The sequence below is a fragment of the Companilactobacillus baiquanensis genome, assembly GCF_003946605.1.
Taxonomy (GTDB): Bacteria; Bacillota; Bacilli; order Lactobacillales; family Lactobacillaceae; genus Companilactobacillus; species Companilactobacillus baiquanensis.
In genome coordinates this window covers 317254-330863 of sequence record NZ_RHOQ01000001.1, presented here as the reverse complement: position 1 = coordinate 330863, position 13610 = coordinate 317254, and the positions used below count along the sequence as shown (strand labels likewise).

General features: G+C 33.3%; 8 protein-coding genes. 4 read left to right on the top strand and 4 right to left on the bottom strand.

Annotation, left to right across the window (positions count from 1 at the left end; all coding sequences use genetic code 11):
• Positions 1-15 precede the first annotated feature (15 nt).
• Together addA and EKM77_RS01645 are read right to left on the bottom strand one after the other, a co-directional pair.
• On the bottom strand, positions 16-3639 hold the full coding sequence (gene addA, locus EKM77_RS01650; RefSeq protein ID WP_125591996.1) for a helicase-exonuclease AddAB subunit AddA: 3624 nt from the start codon (positions 3637-3639) through the stop codon (positions 16-18).
• A complete protein-coding gene (locus EKM77_RS01645; protein WP_125591995.1) occupies positions 3639-7136 on the bottom strand; it encodes a PD-(D/E)XK nuclease family protein in 3498 nt (1165 codons plus the stop codon). Before EKM77_RS01645 ends, addA begins: the two co-directional genes overlap by 1 nt.
• Before the next feature lie 111 nt (positions 7137-7247).
• On the opposite strand from EKM77_RS01645, the gene mvk reads away from it, so the two are divergent.
• Genes mvk through fni form a run of 4 tightly spaced genes read left to right on the top strand, consistent with a single transcriptional unit; the run spans position 7248 to position 11298 of the window.
• On the top strand, positions 7248-8195 hold the full coding sequence (mvk, locus tag EKM77_RS01640) for a mevalonate kinase (protein WP_125591993.1): 948 nt from the start codon (positions 7248-7250) through the stop codon (positions 8193-8195).
• Positions 8188-9150 (top strand): diphosphomevalonate decarboxylase, encoded by a 963-nt coding sequence (gene mvaD / locus EKM77_RS01635; RefSeq protein WP_125591991.1) that lies wholly within the window; start codon positions 8188-8190, stop codon positions 9148-9150. The genes mvk and mvaD overlap by 8 nt, the downstream gene beginning before the upstream one ends.
• A gap of 26 nt (positions 9151-9176) precedes the next feature.
• Entirely contained in the window at positions 9177-10256 is a 1080-nt protein-coding gene (locus tag EKM77_RS01630) for a phosphomevalonate kinase (protein ID WP_125591989.1), read from the top strand.
• Entirely contained in the window at positions 10249-11298 is a 1050-nt protein-coding gene (gene fni, locus EKM77_RS01625) for a type 2 isopentenyl-diphosphate Delta-isomerase (protein ID WP_125591987.1), read from the top strand. The genes EKM77_RS01630 and fni overlap by 8 nt, the downstream gene beginning before the upstream one ends.
• On the opposite strand, the gene EKM77_RS01620 is transcribed toward fni, so the two are convergent.
• Positions 11287-12630: an RsmB/NOP family class I SAM-dependent RNA methyltransferase gene (locus EKM77_RS01620; RefSeq protein ID WP_125591984.1), complete on the bottom strand. Its 1344-nt coding sequence runs from the start codon at positions 12628-12630 to the stop codon at positions 11287-11289. The two genes, fni and EKM77_RS01620, sit on opposite strands and share 12 nt — an antisense overlap.
• The gene (locus EKM77_RS01615) at positions 12620-13606 is read right to left on the bottom strand and encodes a hypothetical protein (protein WP_125591982.1); all 987 of its coding nucleotides are present in this window, start codon (positions 13604-13606) and stop codon (positions 12620-12622) included. The genes EKM77_RS01620 and EKM77_RS01615 overlap by 11 nt, the downstream gene beginning before the upstream one ends.
• Between the last annotated feature and the right edge of the window lie 4 nt (positions 13607-13610).

The window sequence follows — 13610 nt, the reverse complement described above, 5'->3', positions numbered from 1 at the left end:
CACCACTCATCTAGTTTAATTTTTATTCAAATCAACCATTTCATTGATCTTTAAGAAATAAAGATATTTACCAAGAATTGGTTTATTTTTAATTGTTGAAATAGCTTGAGCATAAAGATTCAACTGACCAGAGTAGTCTTTAACTTTACTCGTTAAGTTTTGACTAGTTACATTATCGGTTTTATAATCAAAAATCTTTATTCCATCTTCTAATTCAATCACACCATCAATAATACCATGAACTAGTATTTTATCATTGAAAGATTCATTGTTGATTTTCTTTTTAAAGAGTTTTTTTGCGGGCATTAGGGATGAAAAAGGTACTTCCCTGGAAACATGTTGATTATTGGCTACTATTTCCTGACCTAGTGTACTTTGATAAAAGTTACTCAAACTAGTAATATCAATTCTTTTTGCAACTTCAGGTTCAATTATTCTTTCATTTACTAAATCATTGATCAGATTTTTAAAATCAGCTAACTTTGGAGTTTCATCAATTGATATTTGTTGTAAAACTAGATGCGTCGCACTTCCTACATCAGCAGATGATACCTTAGTTTGAGCCAAAAATTTGGGTTTAGCAAAATTTTCCATATTATATCGACCACTGTCACTTAACAAACTTGATTGGGCCATTTTATCTTCATCAGGATCTTCAAATAATCCTTTAATTTCAGAGACTGATTGATAGGCGGTAGTCTCGACGGATTCTTGATAGGGATAATTGAAATTTAAAATGCTATCAACTGTCTGTTTGAACAAAGCAGACGGTTCACTTACGTCCACTACTTTTAAAAGTCCCTTATCATTATTCTTGTCCAAAGCTTCATCGAAAATGATATCAAAGTTTAAACGACACGATGTGTTCTTGGATGTATGAGTATTTGATTTAATCCTTTGATCACTGTTTAAAGCACCCATTCCAATTAGATTTTGATAATTTGTTGCGGCTAATCTTGAGCCATCATCAACTACACCCTTTTTAGATAACTTGATTTGATCCCATTTATTTAACATCTTCTGAGAATCTTTTTCATAGCTGATAATAATTAGTTTTTGCTTAGCACGAGTTAAAGCAACATACAGAAGCCGCATTTCTTCTGATACCGTTGATATTCGCCTTTTTTCACTGATTATTGAATGTTGTAAGGTTTTGATTGCGACCCTAGTCTGATTATTAAGAACAGTTAATCCTAGACCAAGTTCGGCGTCAAAGAGTGTCTCACTATTAACGTCACGCATATTAAAAGCTCCACCAGCATCTAACAAAATTACGACTGGAAATTCCAATCCCTTGCTAGCATGGATCGTCATAACTTTAACTGTATCGTCAGTAGCTTCAATACTGTTTGGTTGTGACAGATCTTTATCCATTTTTTCCATTCGTTGAATAAAGTCGATGAATGCGTGTAATCCTTTGAGATTATTATTTTCATAGTCACTAGCACGTTGATAGAGAGCATGCAGGTTGGCTGATCTTTGTTTACCACCAGGCATACCTGAAACATATTCCAAAATGGCCGTCTCTTGATAGATTTTCCAGATCAATCTAGCAATAGTATTCTTATTTGAAAAATCTCGATAAGTTTCTAGTTGTAATAAGAATGACTGCAGTTTTTTTACTAAATTTGGTTGAGATTTATCATCTGCAATGTAGTCGATAACTGCCGTATAGTAATCCTCATTCTTGTTGACCAGACGAATTTGAGCCAATTCCTCTTCATTTAAGCCAACTATCGGTGAACGAAGTACAGCAACTAAAGGTATATCTTGGCGTGGATTATCAACGATTTCAAGCATTGACATCATTATTTGTAGTTCTGTCGTTTGAAAATAATTTTGAGCGTCCGTTACCATTAATGGAATTTCTGATTTTGCAAAATAAGAAATCAAATCGGTATTGTTATTACGATTTCTGACAAGGATAGCGATATCAGAGTACTTTATATCTCTAACTTCACCCTTCTTGGCATCAAATATTTTGAATTTTGAAGTAATTAACTTTTGAATTCTTTTTGCTGCAAACTGAATTTGAGACTGTCTTCTTTCAACCTTATTAATTTCGTCCTCATTGGTTAAAACATACATCTCACTGTCAGTATCAACTTCTTTAGGGAAATTAGTACCCACGATCAGTTTGGACTGTTCATCGTAATTGATCTCTCCAATGTTTTTATCGAAGATTCGAGTAAAAATCGTATTTACTAAATCGTCAACTTGCTCTGATGAGCGAAAATTTTTCGATAATTGGATTAATTCATTAGGGTTATCTTCTTTTTGAAAATCTTCATATTTACCAGCAAAAATATAAGGAGCAGCCTGTCTGAATCCATAAATAGACTGCTTAATATCTCCAACCATAAATATATTGTTATCATCAGTTTTTAAAAGTTGAATAATTCCCTCTTGCATTGCATTGATATCTTGATACTCATCTAACATAATTTCATGAAATTTATTTTGATAAAATTTCAAGGCTGTTTTAGTTCCATTGACTTCGGTCGAAAGTATCTGCATTGCCATGTGCTCCAAATCATTGAAATCTAAGACTTGTTGGCGATTTTTTAGACGGGAAAACTCCTTCATAAAGTTTCTTTCAACTTCAACTAATTTAACAATTAAGCTTTTAGCTTTTTTAATTTCCTTTAAAGTATCTTGTTCGTTAAGCAAAAAGAAGTTGTTTACTAAATTTTTTGTTACTTTATCACCTAGTGTTTTACGGATATCTTTAAGTAGCTCCATACGATCAGGATCTGGATCGAAATCTTTAGGGGCTCTTTTTTTATTCGTAAAGCTTAGATTAAATACTTCTTCACGAACGTCATCATAACTAACATTTTGTTTGACATCTTGGGCTATTTTTTCAATTTTGGTAGTCATATCTTGAAATACAGGAGTATATGTATTGCTAGCTGGATCTTCCACCGCAATATCTAAACCACTATCAAGAAGATCTTTAATTTGATCAAGTTTACGAAGTATTTGGGGCGCGTACAGTAGCTTATAGAAATTAGAGTTGTTTATAGGCTCTTCAACGGTATAAATATTAGTTAATTGATCCAGCCATTTATCAGTTTGATCATTAGTAATGGCAAAATTGTACAATTGATAAATTATGTCCGTTAGTCCATCGTCACTACGATCGTTGGAGAAATTATCAACTAGTTTTAAATAATCCTTATCATGATTTTCATAGTATTTGTTACGTACATTGTCTAAAGCTTGGTCTTGAATAATTGATTTTTCGGTATCATCACTTAGCAGTCTAAAATTTGGATCGAGATCAATTATATAATAGAACTTCTTGATGATACTTAAACAAAAAGCGTGTAGCGTGCTAATGTTTGCCACGGGTGTTTTGAAGATTTGTTTTTGTATATGTTTTCGTAAAACATTTTTTATTAAACCATCATTAGCTAGATCTTTTAAGCGATTTACTAATCTATCTTTCATTTCCGCCGCGGCTGCTTCAGTAAATGTCGCCACTAACAAATTATCTACATTTTCACCTTGTTTGATCATTTCGATAATTCGTTCAATTAAGATTGTCGTCTTACCAGATCCAGCTGAGGCAGAGACTAAAATATCATGTCCATGGTGATTTATTGCTTGCTGCTGTTCTTTTGTCCACTCAGGCATTATTCCCCATCCTCCAAAATACTTTGAATTTTTTCTAAAACATCTTTTTTATTGTAATTAATAATTTCGTGATAATCATTTTCAGGCAACATAGCATCAAACTCAAAAATAGATTTGTAATCACTATATTGAAGACCAGTATTCAAATTACGATCTCGATAAGGATTCAAACGTAAACGTCCTGAATAGATATCATCCCCCGCTTGCGTTATCAAATGCTTATTGTAACTAAGTATTCTAAACAGATCGTCTTTAGTTATTAAACTAGACTCATTGACCTTAATAGTTCCATCTTTTTTCTTACGCATCGGAAGTACCGTTGATATACCTGAAATCAAACGTGTATCCAAATTATCTAGTAGCTCTTTATCATCAACAATTAAGCCTGAAAGTTTAAACTTCTTCAGCAACTCCAAATCAGGCTTAATTTTATTATTCAAAGTGACCTTGGGGTTTTGGATGTGTGAATAAAAGGCTCCCGCTATCTGCGTATTATTGCCCTCTGATAGAAAATCCAAGTTAGCAACCAAACTTTGTAAATACGTTGGCATCTGCATTGATAAACCGGCCAAGAAATCAGCGAATGAAAAATCATGCTTACTAGATTTATAATCGATCACAGCTAAATAATTAACATCATCGATCGTTAGTTCATCAATTCGGTCGATTTTCCCACGTACATTGATTTTATGATCATTAGACAAATCAAATGACAACCCAGGTAAATTCTGCTGATTCTTGATTCGTCCAAAAGTAACCTCAGAAGCTCGAGGAACGAATTCATTATGCGTTAATTGTTCTTTCATCGACATGATCAGTTGCAACACTGTTGCTTCTAACTTAGTTGAAATAAAATCCATTCGATCATTGATCCTAAAGATACGATTTTCAGGATAAACGATTTGATCACTAAAAATTTGATGAACCAACTGCTGTATCTGACTATCCGATAAATATTTCAAATTAGTGCTGTCATTATTCAAACGTTTAACTAACCCATCTAAAACAGCATGGAATAACGAACCAGTCTGGGCAGGAGTAACTTCAAAAATTTGTCTTGGCTGTAATCTCAAACCATATTTTAAGAAATACTCATACTCATTCTTATAGAAAGTCTCAAGTCTTGAAATGGATACGTTAACATTTTCCCCATACAATTTGGCAACTGTTTTAGGATTTAAATCATGAGGTAGGTTTTTATAATTTAGTGAATCCAAAACAAATTCAGTTTTATCAGGTTCTTCATTATAAAGCTGATTTCTGACATACTTCCATGAGTTTGAAATGTCATCCTTATTATCAAGTGCCAGACGTGACACACGTATCAAATAATTTAAACTAGATGACTTCGATCCAACGTAACGAATAACTTGATCTTCACTTTCATTAGCATCGGGATTAAATAAAATATCTTGTTCCTCAAGCTGAAAGTGATTTTTGATTCTTACTACATAACTTGATAAATCTTTTTGTTTATTATCATCAGTAAAACCAGGATAAGTAAAAATCAAACGACTACTTGGTGTGGTGAATACTAAATCGTGTAAAAAGGGTTCGGAGTTATTAACCACCTCGTCAGAATCCTTTAAAAACTTATCATCCCCCAATGAGTCTGAAATAAGTTTTCGTTCATCATTCGTAATAATATTATTGGAAACTGATGCCGCCGGCATATTGTCCGTAGTCGCACCTAAAATCAAAGTTATCTTTCGATTATTAGGTTGTACCATCCCTATTTCGGATATATTAACTGCATCTAGTGTCGATGGAATTTGCGAATATTGAGCCGTTTCAAAAGCCGCATCTAATATTTCAATAAAGTTTTTAGCATCAAATTTTGCATCATTAAAGACGCTTACGTATTCATCTAAAATTTCATTAAATTTATTAACTACTTGTTCTGGCTGATTTGCTAGTGACAGATCATTTTTTTCTGTTGCCTGTTTTTGCCAAAGTAATAACTGTTTGAATACCCCTTGTTCATCCAAAAAATTATACAAAAAAGTTGCTGCATCAACCGAAGAGTGATCAGTCTTGAAAAATTCATCTAATTTAGTAAATAAGTTTTTGACAAAGTTTTTAACGATATTTATCAAATGATATTTTTCAATCACCGATGTATCAATATCCTTGTCCAAATCAGCATCTGGCTTAAAATCATCCCCTAGCCAATTTCTTTTAGTGATACCAGTAGCTAGGACGTAGTTTTCCGTTAAATCAACTGCATCACGAAATTTAGCCGTTGATTCAAATTCTACTGGCAACATCAGTTCAGTTCTTAGTAAAGAAATAACATCACTACTTTGCATTCCCCGATTCAAGATCTTAAATAATAGATCGATCATCTTTTTAAATGGGTGGTCAGTCATCTTTTTTTCTAGATCAATGAAATAAGGAACATCGTTTACTTCCATAAATGATTCTATGAATGAACGGTATTGTCCTAAATCTCTGGCAACGATCAAAAAATCTTTATAACGATTATTTTGTGTTGCTACTAATTGACGAATATACGTACTAATGGCTGAAACTTCCGTTTGTTTATTCGTACACTTCCAAATTTGGACGGAATTAGGACTCTTTAATTTAGTATCTCCATTAACTGGCCCTAAACTACTAGACTGGATCCAATAATCTTCTAAACTTCTAATATCTTTATTGATCCTAACTTCGTTAGCAAAAACATTGTAGACCGCTATCTGATTATTTCTAGCTAGTTTATATAACTGCTGATAAGTATTTTCGGGACGATAATAAAAACTTGCACTATCAAGCTCTCCTAAAACTGGTTTTTCCATTATTAATGAGATATTAAAGCTTGCTCCATTAATGATCAAAGAACTGACTAAGTTCAATTCCGCCGCTGTAAATGATGAGAAGCTTTCAATGTAAAAGTGATAGTTTTTAGACTTTAAATCCTGGTTCAAATAATTAGCAAGCGCATTTAATTGATAATCATTAGTTTGATAGTTTTTAGTAGCATCTAAATAATCTCGATAGATCAAATTCAATTCAGCTACCTTATCTTTAAAAAAGACTTCATCACCTGTTTTTAAAGACTCTTCAATATCATCTGGCTGAATTTGACCGTTTTGAAATTCATTGAACTGTTTAGATAGTTGCTCAAAAAAGCCACTTTTTTCAGTCATACCAGAAAAGATCTGAAGTGATTTTTTATTCTTATTGATAATATCTCTTAAAATCATCGCCGACTTAGTTTCAGTTAGACTTTCCGCAGTAAATGTAGAATTACTGCGAAGAAAGTACCAAGCCAATCTAGAGAAAGAAAAACTTTGAACATTGCTTGTAGCAATTAGTTCATCTTGATCCTCTCCTAATTCTTTTAGCATGTTAATTTCAGATTCAAATTTAATATGATTAGGGACTAAAAAGAAAAACTGATCATTAGGATTCTTTTGATATTCTTTTCTAAAGAGCTCCATCATTTTTTGATGATGATCAAACTGATTTTTTCCTAATACAAAATTCAATGCCATAATATTTCTCCCTAAAAAAATTTATCTTAATTAATTATAATTATATAGAAAGTGGAAATCTGAACAATAGATGTATAAAATAAGTATTTGAAGAAAACAAGAGGTGAGCCTGTGCTTAAAGGAATTGGAAAAAGTCACGGAAAAACGATCATTATGGGCGAACATGCGGTAGTTTACGGATACCCTGCAATTGCTGTACCTTTAGTTAGCATCCCTGTAATCGTTAAAATAAAACAAAATCCAGAAAATATTTTATCATCAAAATATTATGTTGGTAAAATATCGCAAATACCTGATACACTTTCAGGTGTTAAGTATTTAATTGAATTACTTGATGAACATTTAAATAATAATAAAATAAATTACGCCATCAATATTGACAGTAACCTACCGATTGAACGTGGATTAGGGTCATCAGCTGCAATTGCGGCGGCTTTAACAAGAGCCTTTTTCAACTTATTTGATCAAAGGTTAGATACTAAAACACTTCTTGAATATGTTAACAAATCAGAAACTGTAACACACGGTAAAGCTAGTGGATTAGATGCTTTAACGGTCATTTCAAATGCTCCGGTACTTTACAGTAAAGATACAATAGAACATTTTAACTTCTCATCAGACGGTTTTATCGTTATTGGTGATTCTGGTGTTAAAGGAAAAACTAAAGAAACCGTCGCTGAAGTTCATCAAATGTATCAAAATGATCAAAAAGGAATTGGCCAACTTTTAGAAGATCTAGGGGCTTGCACTCTAACCACTAAAAACAGTTTAATAAACAATCAATTAAAATTACTTGGTCAAACTTTTGATAAAGCAAATCAAATTTTGTCAGAATTAAATCTGGCTATTCCTAAAACTGATCAATTGATCAAAGCCGCTAAAAACGCTGGCTCACTTGGTAGTAAAATAACCGGAGGCGGTCGTGGTGGCTGCATGATATCTTTAACTAGAAATATTAATAATGCCACAATGGTCCAAAAAGCACTCATCAAAAATGGTGCCGAACAAACTTGGATCCAGCCTTTATCTATTTATACGGAGGAAACAGACGTTGACTAAAACTGCTCGAGCTTTTACAAATATTGCTCTAATAAAATACTGGGGTAAAAAAGATCAACAATTAAAATTACCGTGTACGAATAGTCTTTCATTAACTTTAGATCGTTTTTATACTGATACAAGTTCTGAAGTAATCGACTCTGATAAGGATATCATTTACCTTAATGATGAATTACTGAATGAAACTCAGAGTAAAAGAATCGTTAATTACTTAGAAGAAACTAGAAAAGAATATGGGTTTTCCGAACATTTAAAAGTAAATTCTATCAATCATGTCCCTACCTCAGCTGGATTTGCCTCATCAGCTTCTGGTTTTGCGGCTCTAGCTGCTTCAATTGATCAAACGATGAATTTAAATCTCAATAAATCACAGTTATCAATTTTAGCGAGACGCGGTTCTGGATCAGCCAGTCGCTCGATCTATGGTGGTTTTGTCGAATGGATCGCCGGTAATAACAACGAAAATTCGTATGCTGTGCCCATAGATGAAGAACCTAATATTGATTTGGAAGTCTTGTCAGTTGTCGTAAATCAAAGTGCCAAGAAAATTTCTTCGACTGTCGGTATGAAAAAAAGTGTTGAAACTTCCCCATTTTATTCAAATTGGGTTAAAATAGTGTCTTCAGAAATAATCGAGATCAAACAGGCAATCAAACAAAAAGATATTCAAAAGATCGGTGAGATTGCTGAACACAATGCAATGAGTATGCATGCATTGACATTATCCGCCAAACCATCATTTACGTATTTTGAACCAAAGACTATCGAAATAATTCATTTAATTCAGGATCTAAGACAAAAAGGGATTCTGGCATATGTTACGATAGATGCTGGTCCAAACGTAAAAATACTTGGAACTCATAAATCAATTGAACAAGTTAAAACTTATTTAAATAATTTATCTGATGTTACTACAGTTGTAGCGAATATTGGTCATGGTATACAATACTTCTGATACAGATATTGAAAGGTATGATATTTTTGTCTACAGGAAAAGCACCTGGGAAGTTATATTTAGCAGGAGAATATGCCGTTGTTGAAACCGGCTTCCCTGCTGTTATTGCTTCAGTTAACCAATACGTTACTGCCACAATCACTAAGTCTGAAGATGGCGGTACGATTCAATCTAAAAATCTTAATAAAGAACTTATTCATTGGGACCGACAAGGTACAGAATTAGTTTTTGACGATACTGAAAGTCAATTACAGTACATTTTGGCGGCCATTAATTTTGTAGAAAAATATGCTTTGGAAAAGAAAAAAGATCTAGCATATTATGACCTACTCGTAACTAGTGAATTAGATTCAAAAGATGGAAAAAAATACGGTCTAGGTTCATCGGCAGCTGTAACAGTTGCCGTTGTAAAAGCCTTAGGGGATTTTTATAAACTAAAATTAACTCCTATGGATATCTATAAACTAGCTTCTATCGCCCACTTATCGGTTCAAGGAAACGGAAGTCTTGGTGATATTGCTGCTAGTGCTTTTGGTGGTATCGTAGCTTATAAATCACCTGACCGTAACTGGGTTTTTAATATTATTCGAAATCATAGTTTATCAACCGTTTTGGAATTAAACTGGCCTAATCTTGAAATCGAAACATTGATTTTACCTAGCGATCTTGAATTAACTGTCGGTTGGACAGGATCACCTGCTTCAACCTCTATTCTGGTCGATCGAATAGCTTTAACAAAAGCACAAAAAGTTGAAAAATATCAAAACTTCTTAAAAGCCAGCCGTAATAGTGTCGAGACGCTAATTCATGGTTTTAGAACTTGCAATTCAGAACTTATTAAAAAAATGATCAATCAATATCGTACTTTACTGTCTGATTTGGCCGAGTTTAGTAATGTTCATATTGAAACTGAACTTCTAACTGACTTATGTGACATCGCTCAAAAACTTGGTGGTTCCGCTAAGACGTCTGGTGCCGGTGGTGGTGATTGTGGAATTGTTATCAGTGACCGCGACTTAAATCTTGATCTACTAGAAGAAAAGTGGAAAAAGGTTGGAATCACTCCTCTATCATTAAAAATCGGAGAAATAATCGCTAATGCCTAAACAAGATAAACAAATTCAGCGTAAGGTCGAACATCTTTTTCTAGCTGAAAAATACTTTACTGACGAATCATTTGCTGATTTTGACAATGTCAGATTGCTTCACGATGCTTTACCTGAATTAAATTATCATGATATTGATCTATCGGTTGACTTCTTAGGTTTTAAAGCCAGTTTACCGATCTATTTTAATGCCATTACAGGTGGCTCTAAACAATCAACTAAATTCAACACTGAACTAGCCAAGCTAGCAAATGAGTTGAACATCCCCGTTTCCAGTGGCTCAATGGGAGTTTATTTTAGGATTCCAGAAACTGCCAATAGTTTTGAAACTTTAAGAGAAAATAACCCAACTGGATTTGTAATTGCTAATACATCAGCTAAAGCAACTCCTAAATTAGCTCAACAAGCAGTCGATTTAATTTCTGCTGATGCTTTGCAGATCCACTTGAACGTTACTCAAGAACTTGCCATGCCTGAAGGTGATCGTGAATTTATTTGGCTAAAAAACATTGAGTCGATTGTAAAGAATGTTTCAGTGCCCATTATCGTTAAAGAAGTTGGTTTCGGGATGTCAAAAGAGAACATTCAGCAATTAAAAAATATTGGTGTCCAAAACGTCGATATTTCTGGATTTGGCGGAACTGATTTTGCTCAAATTGAAAGTGCTAGAAACCACGAACTAGACTTAACTTATTTGGATCAATTTTCACTTTCAACAGTAGAATCATTGATTGAAACTAAACCATATCAAAATGAATTAAACTTCTTTGCATCAGGTGGTATAAGAACACCAATGGACGTTATCAAAGCTCTTTGCATGGGAGCTAGTTCAGTTGGCATGTCAGGCCTTGTTTTACATCACTTACAGAAGTACTCGTATGAAGAAACAAGTCTCTTCTTTGAAAGTTTTATTGTTCAATTGAGAATTATTATGGCAAATATTGGTGCTAAAAATATTAAAGAAATAAAAAAAGCCCCCATCATTTATGATGAGAGCTTAATAAATTATGCAAAACAGCGTCAAATAAACTTATTTTCTTAGTCCTTTAGGATAAACATTCTTAATTTGTTTATTACTATATCTACCCCAGCTAAAAAGTTTACCTTGATAGCTAAGTCCGATCCACTTATTTGAAAAATCATTTTCGATCAAGACTGATTCACCATGTAAGTATTTAATAAATTGGTCATCATCTAATTCATATACTGATTTCAAATCATCAGGTTTGAGTGTTAACATCCACGAGATGCTAGGCTCAAACCTATTTTTTTTGAATTCGCCTAACTTGAGACCATTTCTTAAAACATGTAATTTTTTAAATCTATTATCAAAAGTTGCAGCTTGATAAAGATCTTCTTTAACTTTAAAGATCTCACTTAAATTATTGCTAGTAAGATTTTGTTTAATAAACTTATCTAAATATGACATCTCTATTTTTGTTGGTTGATTTTTAAAAGTTCTAATTTTGGCAGATTTTTCAACGCCTGCTTTAATCATCTTGCAAATAAAATGACCTTCGCCATCAAACTTGTCAGGAAACATTCTTAAAGCCTTAGTTAGATCTTGATTGTCATGTCCCCACTCTGGACGTCCATCTTCCATACCGGAATATTTTTTGATTGGTACGATTTCCATTTCTGGATGTCGTTTTACAAATTCAGCAATATTATTTTCATTTTCTTCCGGTGCAAAGGTACAAGTTGAATAAACTAGCGTTCCACCATCTTTAAGCATGAAAAAAGCTGAATCTAAGATGTGTTTCTGTCGATTGGCACATTGTTCAACATATTCAGGTGACCAATATTGAACCGACTCAGGATCTTTTCTAAACATCCCCTCACCAGAACATGGCGCATCAACCAATATTTTGTCAAAGTAGCCTTCAAATGATCCTTCTAAATCTTTAGGAGAGTTATTTATCACAATAGCATTTTTTATGCCCATTCTTTCCACGTTTGAGGAAAGTACCCGTGCACGCTTGTTATTTATCTCGTTACTGACTAAAAGGCCGCTACCGCCCATTAACGAGGCCAAATAAGTTGTCTTGCTTCCAGGGGCGGCACAAAGATCCAAAACTTTCTCATCTTTTGGATCGACCACTTCTGCAACATACATTGCACTTGGTTCTTGACTATAAACATAACCAGATAAGTGGTCGATCGAATTGCCGTCAATGTCACCAAAGTAACCAAATTTACTGTACTCGATAGGTTGATCTAATTTGTACTGAACATTTTGATAATTATTCTTTAGAGGATTTAGACGAAAGGCGTTCTTACTATCAACTTCGATAGCTTGGAAAAGGGACTCTGCTCTATCACCCAGCAATTCTTTATATTTAGTTTTAAAATCTTCACTCAAGTTAACTCTCATTAAATCTCTCCGTTCGTTTCACAAAAAATATTTGATATAAACCAATAACAACCGCTACCACGATCGAACCGATCATAAATATATTAAACGTCGTGTGACTAATGATCACAATTTTCCAATTGACCATTAAGTAACCCGCTAAATAAGGTACCAAAGTATAAAGTAAATATCTTAAAAGTAATCCATTACGATAATTGTTTTTAAGATCACCAGTTAAATGAGAACGTGACAAATCATATTTTAATGGCACTAAAATATAAAATTCAATTGCGATCGATAAAATGAATAGCAATACTATACCGACTTTATAAATTTCACCATTATTCTCTACTTTAACTGCACTAAAATCGTCTGTTTGCGGACTGTATTTATGCGAACCTTTTACATGTAAGGTTTTTTTGATAAAACTGTAATTTTCTTTTGAACTAAGCGCTTTACCATCTAAAACAGTAATGACATTTTTCAACGACTTGTTACTCTTTTGCTGATTAGGCGACAGTGAGATCAAAGTTTGGTCATTTAATAAATCTGAATTACCAAATCCCATATTCCCAATCACAGAAATATAGCGTTTACCCACTTTAATATAAGACTGACTTTGAGGCTTGTACTCTTCTATTTCTGAGCTTTTTCCTTGTACAGCAAAAGGTATCTGCGAAGAAAAGTCACTCTTAGAGAAGTAACGGCCGGAAGTTATTGGCAGCTTTCCATTCTTCTTATAATTGTATATGTATCCAATGTCACTATTACTCTTATCAAAGAAGATCAATTGATAACTAGATAATTTTTTTTCATTCAAATCTTTAATAGCAGTTACTAAATTTTTCTTTGAATTAGTTTCCAAAACAGTAGCATCTTCACTCATACCTAGCCGATTCATCGTATTGCTATATTTAATAGAATCACTCTTAGAGATTGCCGTCCCTGCCAGTAGAACCACAATAAATATTATGATACTAGAAATTATTTTCTTCATTGAA